This window comes from Acidovorax sp. FHTAMBA (assembly GCF_038958875.1).
GTDB lineage: Bacteria > Pseudomonadota > Gammaproteobacteria > Burkholderiales > Burkholderiaceae_C > Acidovorax.
In genome coordinates, this window is the sequence record NZ_CP152407.1 from 1899732 (window position 1) to 1914021 (window position 14290).

Genomic DNA, 14290 nt, shown 5'->3' on the forward strand with positions numbered 1-14290 from the left:
CACGCTGCAGGATGGGCGTCACACGGCCCTGCGCGGCGCTGCCCCTCGATTGGCCGGTGGGGATCAAGGCATGTGCCCAGGCTGCTCGTGGCGAATGACTCAGCCCGGCGTTCATAGCCGCTAACAAAACCATGGCACCGTCAAACACCTGATCGGCGTTTGACGCTGCATGGGGCGAAACAAGAACAATGACGTCAGCGCCGCGCTGTTCAAAAAAATCGCACCGCCGTTGCCGGTAGTCACACCCTCGGCCCAGGGCGGTCGACCGCGGGTGCCGGACCCCAGCGCTTTTGGTCTTCGGCGCACTGAGCGAGCTAGCGCCCCCGAACGGCGCGCCCCCTCCGCGCGCCCCCCGCCACCTGACAAGCCCTCCGATACCCCCGCAGCGTCACTTCCGCCCGCTGCATCACTGTGTCCTCCACCGTGGCCGCACCTCCGGCCAGCTCATCAGCCTGCGCCTGCAGCAGCTCAGCTGGGCTCATGCCCGAAGCCTCGCCCGTCAGCAACGCAATCCCCTCGCTCACATGCCCCATGGTGTAGACATGGAACAGCCCGCGCTCCACCGCGTCCAGCACGCTGCGGTCCAGCATCAGGTGGCGCTGGTTGCGGGCGGGGATCAGCACGCCCTGCGTGCCGTCCAGCCCCGCCGCTACGCAGGCCTGGAACCAGCCTTCGATCTTTTCGTTGATGCCGCCCACGGGCAGCACCTCGCCGTGCTGGTTGAGTGCGCCGGTCACGGCAATGCCTTGGCGCAGGGGCAGGCCTGACAGGCTGGACAGCAGCGCGTACAGCTCGGCGCACGAGGCCGAATCGCCTTCCACGCCGCTGTATTCCTGCTCGAACACGATGGACGCATTGAGCGCCAGCGGCGCCACGTGGCTGAACAGGGCGGTGAGGTAGCTGTGCAATATCAGCACGCCCTTGTCGTGGATGGGGCCGGACATATCGACCTCGCGCTCGATGTTGAGCAGGCCCTCCTGCCCCGCAAACGTGCGCGCGGTGATGCGCACCGGGAAGCCAAAGCGGTAGTCGCCCAAGTCGATCTGCGTCATGGCGTTGATCTGGCCCGCCACGGAGCCGTGCAGCGTGATCAGGCGCTCGCCTTCGGCGATCGATTCGTGCAGCTGCTGCTCGGGGTAGTTGTGGCGCAGCCTGCGGGCCTGCTGGGCGGCCAGCACATCGGGGGGCTCCACCAGGGCACCGCCGCGCGCCCGGCACAGTGCGGCGCTTTCGATGACCAGCGCCTCGGTGTGGGCAAACAGTGCGCTCTGGCGGCGCTGGTCGTCGGCTTCGCGGTGGGTCTGCTCCAGCAGCAGGGCCACGGCGCTGGCCGAGAAATGCGGCAGGCCACGCTTTTGGCAGCTGCGGGCCACAAAGATGGCGGTGGCCTGCTGCGTGGCGGGCGTGGCCACAAAGTGCTCCACAAAGTCCACCTTCACGCGAAAGCGCCGGGCGGCGTCGGGGTCGGCCTCCTGCAGGGCGTAGTACTCGTCCACCGAGCCGATCAGCACGATCTTCACATCCACATCCACGGGCTCGGGCTGCAGTGCCACAGGCAGGCCTAGGCTGATGCCATGGGCCGCGCCGCCACCGCCGCCGCCTTCCTCGATCTGCAGGCGCCCGCAGCGCAAAAAGCGGCGCAGGCGCTGCCACAGGCCTTCTTCGGCCGCCACGTCGTGCAGGTGCAGCAGGATGAAACCGCCGTGCGCCTTGAGCAGGCTGCCCGCATGGATGCTGGCGTGGTCGGCCTGCATGGTGTCGGCGTCCGAGCCGTGTTCGATGCTGCCAAACAGCGATCGCACGGTGGGGTTGTCTTCCACCACCACAGGGGCGCCGCTGCGGCCGGCGTTGTCCACCGCCAGGTTCACGTGGCAGCGGGCGAGCAGGTCATCGAGCGCGTCCTTGCGGTCGTCTTCGGCGTCGGTGTTCTGGTCGGCATCGCCGGGCTCGAACAGGTCGATGTGCTCCAGCACCGAGCGCTCCACCTGGTCCAGCCACTGGGTGAGTTTGACGGCGTCCTTGATCTGCTTGCGCAGGCCCTGGCGGATGCCCTGCAGGGCGTGCTCCACCAGCGGCTTGATGGCGTTGCGGCGCAGGGCGGCCAGGGCGTCGTCGCGTGCGCGCTCCAGCGGGCGGGTGGTTTCCAGAAACCGTGCAATCTCGGTGCGCAGCGCCTGCTCGGCCAGGTCGATCTCGGCGCGGCGCTCGCGCGGCAGGGCGCGGGCTTCGGCCTCGGTCAGCGGCTGGCCCTTGGGGCCGTTAAGGGTGAACACCATGTGCCCCGCCTCGCGGCTCAGGCGGAACTGGCGCGCTTCGGCAAATGTGTCCAGCACAGCAAAGGCTTCACTCTCGTGCGCCTGCCAGGTTTTCTCGATGCGCCCGGCCTCGGCCCGGAAGTCGGGGCTGCTCAGGCGTTTGGGGATGTCGGCCTGGAGGTTTTTGGCCATGTCGGCCATGCCCTGGCGCAGCTGGCGGCCCTGGCCTGCGGGCAGGCGCAGGGCACGGGGGCGCTCGGGCTGGTCGAAGTTGTGCAGGTAGCACAGGTCGGGTGGCACGGCGCGTTCGGCGGCTGCCGCCTGCATGGCCTGGCGCAGCAGCGACGCGCGCCCGCTGCCCACTTCGCCCAGCACAAACAGGTGGTAGTCGGGCTGCTGCAGCCCCAGGCCAAACTGCGCAGCGGCCTGCGCGCGTTCCTGGCCGATCCACGGCAGGGGCAGGTCGTGCAGCTCGGCCGTGCTGGCAAAGCCCAGCGTGGCGGGGTCAATGGTCAGCCGCAGCTGGTGGGGAGCGAGGGCAGAAACAGACATGGGTGCGGGTCGGTGGGCGGCGGAGGGCAGGGGCATCGTACAGATGCCTGCCTACCCAGAATATGATTAAAACAAGGCTCCAGCGCTTACTGGATAAGCGCTAGCAGCTACAAAAATAATAGTATTCGTTCAGTGTGCCACGGGGCATACGCCCTTGGGCGCGCCACCGGCCAACGCATGGCTGCGCGCATCGGCCAGCGCCGCAGCGCCGGGCACCTCGGTGGGCCAGCCTGCCAGGTGCTGCTGCGCCACGCGGCTGAGCGCAGTGATCCAGTGGTTGTTGTCGTTCAGGCAGGGGATGTAGTGAAACTCCTGACCGCCCGCGTGCAAAAAGGCCTCGCGCACTTCCATGTTGATTTCTTCCAGCGTCTCCAGGCAGTCGCTGGTAAAGCCGGGGCACACCACGTCCACGCGGCGTGTGCCGGCCTTGCCCAGCGCCTCGATGGTGGGCTGGGTATAGGGCTCCAGCCACTTGGCCTTGCCAAAGCGCGACTGGAAGGTGATGCGGTAGCGCTCCTCGCGCAGGCCCAGGCGCTCGGCCAGCAGGCGGCCGGTCTTGCGCGATTCGCAGTGATAGGGGTCGCCCAGGTGCAGCGTGCGCTCGGGCACGCCATGAAAGCTCATCACCAGCTGGTCGGGCTGGCCGTGGGTCTTCCAGTGCGCTTCTATGGTGCGGGCCAGCGCGTCAATGTAGCCGGGCGCGTCGTGGTAGTGGTTGACAAAGCGCAGCTCGGGCACGTTGCGCGTGGCGGCGGCCCAGGTGTAGACAGCGTCAAACACGCTGGCCGTGGTGGTGGCCGAGTACTGCGGGTACAGCGGCAATATCAGGATGCGCGTGGCGCCCTCGGCCTTCAGCGCATCGAGCTGGCTGGCGATGGAGGGGTTGCCGTAGCGCATGGCATGGCGCACCAGCACCGCGTGCCCCGCTTCGCCTAGCCAGCCGCGCAGCAGCGTGGCCTGCCTGGCTGTCCAGTGCGCCAGGGGCGAGCCCTCGGGCGTCCAGATGCTGGCGTATTTGGCGGCCGACTTGGCCGGGCGCGTGCGCAGGATGATGCCGTGCAGGATGGGCATCCACAGCAGCTTGGGAATCTCCACCACGCGGTGGTCGCCCAGAAACTGCGCCAGATAGCGGCGCACGGCCGGGGCCGTGGGTTCGTCGGGCGTGCCCAGGTTGCACAGCAGCACGGCGGTGCGTTCGGCCTGGCCGTGGGTGTAAGGGGGTTCGGGGGAAAAGGGAGAGCGCATGGCCCCATTGTGGCAAATGCCCCGGGCCCCGGGCGGGCGTGGAGTATTCTCGCCAGACCATGCCCGACACTCCCTTCCCCGGTTCGGCCGGCTCCGCCGGGGCCGACGCCGCCTCCCTGCTGGACCTCTCCCGCATCCGCGCCATCTCCATCGATCTGGACGACACGCTGTGGCCCATCTGGCCCACCATTGCGCGCGCCGAGGCGGTGCTGCTGGAGTGGCTCACGCACCATGCGCCGGCCACTGCGGCGCTGTTTTCCAACACCGAGGCGCTGCGCGCCATCCGCAACCAGATGGTGACCTTGCGCCCCGACCTTAAGGCCGACCTGAGCGCGCTGCGGCGCGAGTCGATCCGGCTGGCCCTGACCCAGGCCGGCGATGAACCCGAGCTGGCCGAGCCGGCGTTTGACCTCTTCTTTGCCGAACGCCAGCGCGTGGAGCTGTTTGACGACGCCCACGACACGCTGGCCTTTCTGTCGGCGCGCTACCCGGTGGTGGCCGTCTCCAATGGCAACGCCGACGTGCACCGCATTGGCATCGGCCACTACTTTCGCCACAGCATCAGCGCGTCGGACTTTGGCGTGGCCAAGCCGGACCCGCGCATCTTTCACGCCGCCGCCACCGCCGTTCGGGTGGCACCGCATGAGGTGCTGCATGTGGGCGACGACGCCACGCTGGATGCCCAGGGCGCGCTCAACGCGGGCATGCAGGCCGTGTGGATCAACACCGCCAGCCACCCCTGGCCGCATGGGCAGCCGCCCCACGCCACGGTGCCCAGCCTCACGGCGCTGTGCCGGCTGCTGGCCTGAGGTACTTCTTGCCCCAGATCAATTCCTGACTGCGCAGCGGTTGATGCCGCTGCCCGTTGACGTCACACTCACCCGTCGCCCAGCGACCCTTCCGCCATGCCCCGCAAGCTCCACTTTTTGCCCCCTATTCGCACCATTGGCCTCACGCGGCCCCTGCACTGGCTGGCCCTGGGCTGGCGCGACATGGTGCGTGCAGGCTGGATCAGCGTGGCCCAGGGCCTGGCGCTGGCACTGTTTGGCGCGGCCATCTTTGCGGTGGCGCACCACCGCTTCTGGCTGCTGGCGGGTGCGCTGTCGGGCTTTCTGGTGGTGGCGCCGGTGCTGGCCACCAGCCTCTATGCCCTGAGCCGCGCGCTGGAACGCGGTGAGCCCGCCAACCTGGGCGTGGTGCTCAAGACCTGGCTCAACTGGCAAAACAGCCATGTCAACAAATGGGGCAACGACTACTGGTGCATGGTGCAGTTCGGCGCGCTGCTGGCGCTGGCCGCCACCGGGTGGGTGATGACATCGGCGGCGCTCATCACGCTGCTGGCGCAGGCGCCCGTGCTCACGCCGCTCGATTTTCTGCGCCACGTGGTGCTGGCGCGCGAGGGCTGGCTGTTCGAGATCTGGCTGGGCCTGGGCAGCCTGATGGCGGCGCCCATCTTTGCATCGAGCGTGGTGGCCATGCCGCTGCTGCTGGACCGCCGCGCCACGCTGCTGCAGGCCGTGCTCACCAGCTGGAAGGCGGTGGTGGTGAACCCGCTGCCCATGGCACTGTGGGCCGCGCTGATCCTGGGCCTGACGTTGCTCGGGCTGGGCTCGATGCTGCTGGGGCTGGTGGTGGTGATGCCCGTGCTGGGCCATGCCAGCTGGCACGCCTACCGGGATCTGGTCGATGCCTCTGGCATGCCCGAGCGCGAGCCTGCCAAGGCTGCCAACGTCGCCAATGTCGCTAACGCCAGCGGGGTGGCGCCGTGATCTTTGGATTTACCGAAGCGCAGATATCGGGCTTCTTTCTCACCTACGGGGTGGGCGCGTTCATCCTGTACATGCTGTTCATCATCGGCCAGCTGGCGTGGGAATCCAAAGCCGGGCGGTTTGGCACCTTTGTGCTGTTCCTGGGGCTGGGCGTGGGATTCCTCGGCTATGTGGCCAAGATCGTGATCCAGTGGTGGCTGGAGCGGTAGGCGTGAACGGCTCAGCGGGCGTCATGCCCGCGCCATAGCCCGCCAGCGGCGCTGCCCCCACTTTTCCACCTCGGCCACTACAAACACGGCCGCGCCCGCCAGCAGCACACGCCCCCACTCGGCCAGCGTCAGATCCGTGGAGCCGAACACCTGTTGCAGCCAGGCGGCGTGCACAAACGCCAGCTGCATCGCGGCGCACAGCGCGATGGCGGCCGGCACCTTGAGGTTGCCCAGCAGCCCTTCGCGGTTGAGCATGCTGTGCAGGATGTGGCGGCTGTTGTACAGGTAGAACATTTCGGCCACCACCACGGTGCTCACTGCCATGGTGCGCGCCGTTGCAATGGATGCGCCTTGCCCCAGCTCCCACAGGAACAGGCCGAGCGCGGCGCAGGCCATCAGCACGGACACCATCACCACACGCCACACGAACAGGCCGCTGAGCAAGGGCTCGCCGGGGTTGCGCGGGCTGCGGCGCATCACGTCGTCCTCGGCGGGCTCAAAGGCGAGCGCCAGGCCCAGCGTGCTGGAGGTGACCAGGTTGATCCACAGCACCTGCACCGCCGTGAGCGGCAGTGCCAGGCCGAACGCAATGGCGCAGAACACCACCAGCGCTTCGCCGCCATTGGTGGGCAGCGTGAACAGGATGAACTTGCGCACGTTGTCGTAGATGCCGCGCCCCTCGCGCACGGCGCGGCCCAGCGTGGCGAAGTTGTCGTCGGCCAGCACCACGGCGGCGGCGTCCTTGGCGGCCTCGGTGCCGTTGTGGCCCATGGCCACGCCCACGTCGGCGCGCTTGAGGGCCGGCGCATCGTTCACGCCGTCGCCGGTCATGGCCACCACCTCGCCGTGCGCCTGCAGGGCCTGCACCAGGCGCAGCTTGTGCTCGGGGCTGGCGCGGGCAAACACGTCCACATCGCTCACCACCTGCTGCAGCGCGGTGTCGTCCAGCAGCTCGATCTCGGCGCCCGTGAGGGCGGGCTTGCCGACGCCGATGCCCAGCTGGGCGCCGATGGCGCGGGCGGTTTCGCCATGGTCGCCGGTGATCATCTTCACCCGGATGCCGGCCGCATGGCATTCGGCCACGGCGGCCATGGCCTCGGGGCGGGGCGGGTCCATGCTGCCCAGCAGGGCCAGCAGCGTGAAGCCACCCTCGGCGTCTGAAAAATCCAGCGTCTGCTGGCTGGAGGGCACGGTTTTGGTGGCCAGGGCCAGCACCCGCAGCGCGCGGGCCGCGCAGTCGTTGGCGGCGCGGCGCCAGTGGTCGTGGTCCAGGGGCTCGTCGGTGCCGTCTGCGCGGCGCTGGGCGCTGCACATGTCCAGCACGCGCTCGGGCGCGCCCTTGACCAGCACCATCGCGTGGCCCGCGTGGTCGTGGTGCAGCGTGGCCATGAAGCGGTGCTCGGACTCGAACGGAATCGCGTCGGTGCGCGGGTGTTCGGCGCGTTCGCTGGTGGCGTCGAGCCCCGCCTTGAGCGCCAGCGTGAGCAGGGCGCCTTCGGTGGGGTCGCCGGTCAGCGTCCAGCCGGTGTCGCCATGGGCCAGCGATGCGTCGTTGCACAGCAGCGCGGCCTGGGCCACCGGCAACAGTGCCGGGTGCTCGCCCAGGGGTACGCTCTGCCCGCCCAGGTGAAAGCCGCCCTCGGGCGCGTAGCCCGTGCCGCTCACCTCGTACACCCGGTCGGCGGTGGCCACGCGCTGCACGGTCATGGCATTGCAGGTCAGCGTGCCGGTCTTGTCCGAACAGATCACGGTGACCGAGCCCAGCGTTTCCACGGCGGGCAGGTGCCGGATGATGGCGTTGTGCGTGGCCATGCGCCGCACGCCCAGCGCCAGCGTGATGGTCATGATTGCGGGCAGGCCTTCGGGGATGGCCGATGCGGCCAGCGCCACGGCCATCATGAACATCTCGGCCGGTGCCTGGCCGCGCCACCACACGCCAATGGCAAACGTGGCCACCACAAACACGCCGATCACCGCTGCCAGCCAGTGGCTGAACCGGGCAATCTGGCGCAGCAGCGGGGTTGTGGCCGCCTCCACCGTGGCCAGCAGGGCGCTGATGCGGCCCAGCTCGGTGCGGGCCCCCGTGGCCACCACCACGCCCACCACCGTGCCCGATGCGACCAGCGTGCCCGAATACAGCATCCCGCGCCGGTCGCCCACGGGCGCGTCGGCGGCCACAGCGTCGGGGGTTTTCTCACTCGGCACCGACTCGCCCGTGAGCACGGCCTCGTCTGCACGCAGGTTGCGGGCGTTGACGATGCGCAGGTCGGCCGGCACCTTGTCGCCCGAAGCCAGCATCACGATGTCGCCCGGCACCAGTTGCTCGGCCGCCACCATCTGGCGTTCGCCGCCGCGCAGCACCGAGGCCTGCAGCGACAGCATGCGCCGGATGGCATCCAGCGCCGATTCGGCCTTGCCCTCCTGCAGAAAGCCGATCACCGCGTTGATCACCACGGCCCCCAGCAGCACCCCCGTGTCCAGCCAGTGCCCGAGCGCCGCCGTCACCAGTGCCGACGCAAGCATCACGTAGATGAGCACGTTGTGGAACTGGTGCAGCAGCCGCAGCCACGCGGGCCGCCCGCGCGTCTGCGGCAGGCGGTTGGGGCCGTGCCGGGCCAGGCGCAGGGCGGCTTCCTCCACGGTCAGGCCCCGGTCGGCGCTAGCGCCCAGCTGCTGCAGCGCGGCGCTGGCCTCCAGGCTGTGCCAGACGGTGGCGGTGTCGGCCGGGGCGGCGGGGGGCGGTGTGGCGGGGGAGGGCGGCAGGTTCGTCGGGCTCATGGGTTGCTGGGCGTTCGGCGAAGAAGAACCCGGGGGCAGCGTATACCTGGCCCGGGCGCGGGGCGGTTTTTCAGTCTAGGGGCGTGGGCCTGTGGGGATTTGATGTGTGTCAAGGCGCGGGGCATTGGCGGGCCTGCGCGGCCAGGCATGGGCTGCGATCGAATCCCCAGTGGTGTGACCGTCGGCGAGGGAAATGCCGAGGGGGACAGCCTGTGCATCCCACAGGCAAAATGCTACTGATTAAATAGCTGCTGGCGCTTTATGGATAAGCGCCGGAGGCCAAAAACACTCAAAAATTAGAGTGCGGTTCCCGCGCTGCAAAGCGACGCCACCGCGTGGGCCACGGCCGTGCCGCTCAGCACCGCGCCCTCCAGCGTGGCGGGGTAGGGGCCTTGCGTGTAGTCGCCGCAGGCCCACAGGCGCGGGGCCAGGGCGCAGGCAGGGCGCTGCAGGGCGGGGGTGCAGGCGAAGGTGGCGCGCTTTTCCACCACGGTCTGCACGGGCCGCAGCCCGGCCAGGCCCAGCTGGCGGGCGGCCTGGTGCAGCACGCCCGCTTCGAGCGTGTCGCGCTCGCCATGGGCATCGCTCACCACAAACGCCAGCAGCCCGGCGGGGCCGCCCAGCTGGCCCCGGTCAAACACAAACTGCGCGGGCTGCCCCGGGCCCGGCCGCAGCGCCAGCATCGGCTGCGGCAACACGGCGGGGGCGCCCGGTGCGGCCTGGGCGTACACCGTGCCGATGGCGGTAAAGCGCAGCGCCTCGGCCGTGGTGGCCCAGGCGTCGAGGGTGCGCGCTTCGGGCGCGGGCAGGCTGGCCTGGGCGGCGCGGGCCAGGCGCGCCGCTTCGGTGCTGGAGGTGGCCAGCACCACGGCGTCAAACAGCTCGCCATCCACCCGCCAGCCTTGCGCAGTGCGCGCCAGGGCTTGCACGCGGCGCCCGGTGTGCACGCGTGCGCCGCGGGCCTGCAACCATTGCGCAGCAGTTTCGGGGAAAAGCGTGCCCAGGTCGGTGCGCGGCAGCAGCAGGTTGGAGCCACCCCGGCCGCTGAACAGGCTGTCGCGCAGCACGCGCAAAAACACCTGGCCGCACGCCTCCTGCGAGGGCGTGTTCAGCGCCGATACGCACAGCGGGTCAATGAATTCGGCCATGAGCCGCGGGGGCAGCTTGACGCACAGCTGCTGCACCGTGGTGTCCGGCGCGCAGCGAAAGCCGCGCACACGCCACAGCGCGGCGGTGCGCAGCAGGGCCAGCTTGTCACCCGGCGGCCAGCCCCGCGCACGGGCAATGCCCAGCAGCGCATCCCAGGGCGGGGGCAGATCGGGCAGGCGCAGGCCCGTGCCGTCGGGGAAGACCAGGGCCAGCGGCAGGCGCAGCAGCGCGCTATCCACATCCACGCCCACCTGGCGCATGAGGCGCAGGCTTTCCGCATAGGCACCGATGAGGATGTGCTGGCCGTTGTCCAGCACCAGCGGTTCGCCCTGCACGCCGTGGCCGCTGAAGGCCCGGGCCCGGCCCCCGGTGGCGCGCGCAGTCTCGAACACCGTGGGCATGATGCCGGCCTGCGCCAGGCCCACGGCCGCCGCCATGCCGGCCCAGCCTGCACCGATCACCGCCACGTTCATCGAGGGGACGCCTTGGGTCTGCACGCCGCTACATCCGGCCCAGCGCCTGAACCTTCCACGCCAGCCAGAACTTGCGCAGCGGCGTGAGGCGGATGCGCTGGTGCAGCACCTGGAAGCTCTCGTGCTCGATCTCGCGCAGCAGCGTGCGGTAGATGTTGGCCATCATCAGGCCGGGCTTTTGCGCGCGGCGGTCGGCATCCGGCAGCAGGGCAAAGGCCTCGTCGTACAGCCGGTGCGCGCGCTCGGCCTGAAACCGCATCAGCGCGGTGAAGCGGTCGGAATACGTGCGCTTCAAAATCTCGTGCGCCTTCACGTCAAACTGCTGCAGCTCGCTCACCGGCAGGTAAATGCGGCCCAGCATGGCGTCTTCGCCCACGTCGCGGATGATGTTGGTGAGCTGGAACGCCAGGCCCAGCGTGTGGGCGTATTCGGTGGTGCGCGGCTCGGTCTGGCCAAAGATGCGCGCCGCCACCTCGCCCACCACACCCGCCACCAGGTGGCAGTAGCCCTTGAGCCCCGCAAAGTCGAGGTAACGGGTCTGCTCCAGGTCCATGTGGCAGCCGTCAATGACGGCCTGCAGGTGGCGCTGCTCGATACCGAATTCCGCCGTGTGCGGCATCAGCGCCAGCATCACCGGGTGGGTGGGCTGCCCCGCAAAGGCCTTGGCCACCTCGGCCTGCCACCACGCGAGCTTGGTGCTCGCCACGCCGGGGTCGGTCACTTCATCCACCACATCGTCCACCTCGCGGCAAAACGCATAAAACGCCGTGATGGCCGCACGGCGCTGCGTGGGCAGAAACAGGAAGGCGTAATAGAAGCTGCTGCCCGAGGCGGCGGCCTTTTGCTGTACGTACTGCTGCGGTGTCATGGGGCGCGATTGTCCCATGGCGCACCGTGGCGGGTGGGGTGGATGGATTTGAAGGGTTTTTGGGCTCTGGCGCTTATGGGGTATGCGCTAATAGCTATTGTTTTGGTAGTGCAGCGAGTGCGGACCGCCGGATGTCTGCGTTGCAGCGTCTGCAGTCGTCTAACGAAAATCGGCGGACGCCCGCTTCCGGCCCCACTACGGTCAGTGAACAAGTTGCATCAATCAGGCTATTGTCAGCCGTTCCCGGGCCAACCTTGTTCCCTCTGCGAGCGCCTGCAGCTTGCGCCACGCTACATCCCGTCCCATCGGCGCCAGCCCGCAATTCGTGCATGGGAATAGGCGCTCCTTGGGCACGAATTCCAGCGCCCGACCGATGGTGTCGGCCACCTCCTCTGGGGTTTCCACCACGTCGCTGGCCACATCGATCACGCCCACCATCACGTCCTTGCCGGCCAGCAGCTTCATGAGATCGGGGGGCACGTGGGAGTGGATGCATTCCAGGCTCACTTGGTCGATGCTGCTTTTAGCCAGCGCAGGGAACACCGTCTCGTACTGGCGCCATTCCTCGCCCAGCGTGCTTTTCCAGTCGGTGTTGGCCTTGATGCCGTAGCCGTAGCAGATGTGCACTGCCGTCGTGCAGGTGAGGCCTTGTGCTGCACGCTCGAGCGCCTTCACACCCCAGTCGGCGGCATCCTTCATGTAGACGTTGAAGGCGGGTTCGTCAAATTGAATGATGTCAACACCGTCGGCCTGCAGCGCGAGGGCCTCCTGGTTGAGCAGTTCGGCAAACGCGAAAGCCATCTTGACCTTGTCGCCGTAGAAACGGTCCGCCACGGTGTCGACGATGGTCATCGGTCCGGGCAGGGTGAACTTCAGCTTCTTCCTCGTATGCGCGCGCGCCAGCTGTGCTTCGAAGGCATGCACGCGGCCTTTGAGGCGCAACGCGGAGACGACCTGCGGCACCATCGCGTCGTAGCGGTTGTCGCGGATGCCCATCTTCACCTTGTGCTCGAAATCGATGCCATCGACCTGTTCGAGGAAGCCGTGCACGAAGTGCTGCCGCGATTGCTCGCCGTCGCCCACGATGTCCAGACCCGCGTCTTCCTGCGCCTTGATCCACAGCAAGGTGGCGTCGGCCTTCGCTTGGCGCAGTGCATCGCCTTCGGCCATCCATTGCGGCCAGAGTTTGTTGGTTTCCGCCAGCCAAGCCGGCTTCGGCAGGCTCCCGGCAACAGAGGATTCAAAGAGCTGCGCGACACCGTTTGAACGCGGATGGCTCGACGCAGGGAAGACCGAGCTGGAGGGGAGCTGCGTGGCAGGCAAAGAATTCTTCATGAATGCGATTTGGATGTTGTTGGATTGGTCAGTGCGCGAAATCAGCAGCCCATTCCTCGAGAACGTTCTTGTACGGCTTGATGAAATTTTCCTCCGTGAACTTGCCTTGTTTCACTGCCAGCTGGCCCCGTTCCTCTCGGTCGTAGACGATGCGGGTCAATGAGTAGTCCAAGTTTCTAAGGCTGGGTTGAAAGAAACTTCCTGCTGCGGAATTGGCGTTGTAGATCTCGGGCCGATAGATTTTCTGAAACGTCTCCATGGTGCTGATGGTGCCGATGAGCTCGAGGTCGGTGTAGTCCCCCAGCAGATCGCCGACAAAGTAGAAAGCCAACGGCGCGACGCTGTCTGGCGGCATAAAGAAGCGAACCCGCATACCCATCTTCTCGAAGTACCGGTCGGTCGGGGAAAGCTCGTTCTGCCGGTATTCGGCGCCCAGGACAGGATGCCGATTGCCAGACTGGTGGTAGGTCTTGCTGCTTGAGGCGCTGATGCAGATCACCGGCGGTTTGGCGAACCATTTTTTGTAGGTATCCGAGCCCAGGAAGTGCTTGAAAAGCTTCCCATGCAGGTCGCCGAAATCAGTGGGAGTACCGAACTCGGAGCTGTCGATGTTGTGCGCCGGAAGCACGACGCTGAAGTCGTAGTCGCGGAGGTAGGACGAAAAATTGTTCCCGGCAATTCCGTCAATGCGTCTGCCGGTTTGCTTGTCAACGATGTTCGGTTTCAGTATTTCAATCAGCGGGAACACGTCACTGCCGCTCCCGGCGCCCATGTTCATCTCAACGGAGATGATTTCAAGCTCGACGGCATAGCGATCTCCCGTAGGGTTGTCCCAATGCGCCAAGCTGTTGAAACGGTTGTCGATCATCTTCAGGGTGTTGCGCAAGTTCTCCTGGCGGCTGTTCCCGCGGGCCAGGTTGGCGAAGTTGGTTGTGATGCGCGTGCTGTCCGACGGCTGGTAGTTTTCATCGAACCGGATGCTCTTGATGCTGAAGGTGAAGTGTTTGCTCATGATGGTCAGGTGCGCTGGTTTTGATTCGAAGTCCGATGCTTGTGTCAGGTCGCAACCACATCCTCAGCGTGGACCGATCGTGCAAGTTTTGCCAACCCGAGAAGGGGCAAAGCCCGTTGGACTGCGAGCTGGGCTCTCTGGATCAAAGCCACGTTCTGCAGCCGGTAGTCCGAGAAATCTTGGTCGGTCGCGTAAACACCCAACGGCAACGTGCGCGCTTGAAAAAAGCTGAACAGCGGCCGCAACTGGTGGTCGATCACCAAGGCATGGCGCTCGCTGCCGCCGGTGGCAGCCAGCAAGACCGGCTTGTCGATCAGGGCGTCCTGGTGAATGAAGTCGAAGAAGTGCTTGAACAGTCCCGTGTAGGAGCCACGGTAGACCGGTGTGGCCACCACCAGGACGTCAGCTTGCTCGACCGCGGCAAGTTCGCGCTCCACCACGTCGGGCAACTGGGAGCGCCAGACCGCGCCCGCAAAGTGCGGTGCGAGCTGGCCCAGCTCGACCAAGCGTTGTTCGCACGGAATTGCGTCGGCGATCAGATCCAGCAGATGCTCCGAAAGGGCCACGGCTTTGGAGGGGCGTTGAAGTCCGCCGGAAACTGCTACTGCGCGAAGTGGACGTGTCATTTTGGTGTGGCGATCAAGG

The 14290-nt window shown here is 67.2% G+C and carries 11 protein-coding genes; 3 read left to right on the forward strand and 8 right to left on the reverse strand.

The window, feature by feature from the left end:
- Window positions 1-314: 314 nt before the first annotated feature.
- A complete protein-coding gene (locus tag AAFF19_RS08915) occupies window positions 315-2807 on the reverse strand; it encodes an AAA family ATPase (protein WP_342721710.1) in 2493 nt (830 codons plus the stop codon).
- Between the two features lie 129 nt (window positions 2808-2936).
- Entirely contained in the window at window positions 2937-4052 is a 1116-nt protein-coding gene (gene hemH / locus AAFF19_RS08920; RefSeq protein WP_342721711.1) for a ferrochelatase, read from the reverse strand.
- Window positions 4053-4111: 59 nt separating this feature from the next.
- On the opposite strand from hemH, the gene AAFF19_RS08925 reads away from it, so the two are divergent.
- The 3 genes from AAFF19_RS08925 to AAFF19_RS08935 all read left to right on the forward strand — a co-directional run bounded on the left by AAFF19_RS08925 (window position 4112) and on the right by AAFF19_RS08935 (window position 6030).
- Window positions 4112-4861, forward strand: coding sequence for an HAD-IA family hydrolase (locus AAFF19_RS08925; RefSeq protein ID WP_008906227.1), 750 nt, complete (start codon window positions 4112-4114; stop codon window positions 4859-4861).
- Window positions 4862-4957: 96 nt separating this feature from the next.
- A complete protein-coding gene (locus AAFF19_RS08930; protein ID WP_008906226.1) occupies window positions 4958-5821 on the forward strand; it encodes a DUF2189 domain-containing protein in 864 nt (287 codons plus the stop codon).
- Window positions 5818-6030: a DUF2788 domain-containing protein gene (locus AAFF19_RS08935; RefSeq protein WP_008906225.1), complete on the forward strand. Its 213-nt coding sequence runs from the start codon at window positions 5818-5820 to the stop codon at window positions 6028-6030. Before AAFF19_RS08930 ends, AAFF19_RS08935 begins: the two co-directional genes overlap by 4 nt.
- A 21-nt stretch (window positions 6031-6051) precedes the next feature.
- Here the strand turns inward: AAFF19_RS08935 and AAFF19_RS08940 are convergent, their stop codons facing one another.
- The 6 genes from AAFF19_RS08940 to msuE all read right to left on the reverse strand — a co-directional run bounded on the left by AAFF19_RS08940 (window position 6052) and on the right by msuE (window position 14271).
- Window positions 6052-8808, reverse strand: coding sequence for a cation-transporting P-type ATPase (locus AAFF19_RS08940; protein ID WP_008906224.1), 2757 nt, complete (start codon window positions 8806-8808; stop codon window positions 6052-6054).
- A 296-nt stretch (window positions 8809-9104) separates the two neighbouring features.
- Window positions 9105-10430 (reverse strand): hydroxysqualene dehydroxylase HpnE, encoded by a 1326-nt coding sequence (gene hpnE, locus AAFF19_RS08945; RefSeq protein ID WP_008906223.1) that lies wholly within the window; start codon window positions 10428-10430, stop codon window positions 9105-9107.
- Between the two features lie 28 nt (window positions 10431-10458).
- Window positions 10459-11298 (reverse strand): presqualene diphosphate synthase HpnD, encoded by an 840-nt coding sequence (gene hpnD, locus AAFF19_RS08950; RefSeq protein ID WP_008906222.1) that lies wholly within the window; start codon window positions 11296-11298, stop codon window positions 10459-10461.
- Between the two features lie 222 nt (window positions 11299-11520).
- Window positions 11521-12633, reverse strand: coding sequence for a methionine synthase (locus AAFF19_RS08955; protein WP_236749287.1), 1113 nt, complete (start codon window positions 12631-12633; stop codon window positions 11521-11523).
- A 28-nt stretch (window positions 12634-12661) separates the two neighbouring features.
- Window positions 12662-13645, reverse strand: a complete 984-nt coding sequence (locus AAFF19_RS08960) for a DUF1852 domain-containing protein (RefSeq protein ID WP_086914294.1) — start codon at window positions 13643-13645, stop codon at window positions 12662-12664.
- A 44-nt stretch (window positions 13646-13689) separates the two neighbouring features.
- Window positions 13690-14271: an FMN reductase gene (gene msuE / locus AAFF19_RS08965; RefSeq protein ID WP_086914295.1), complete on the reverse strand. Its 582-nt coding sequence runs from the start codon at window positions 14269-14271 to the stop codon at window positions 13690-13692.
- Between the last annotated feature and the right edge of the window lie 19 nt (window positions 14272-14290).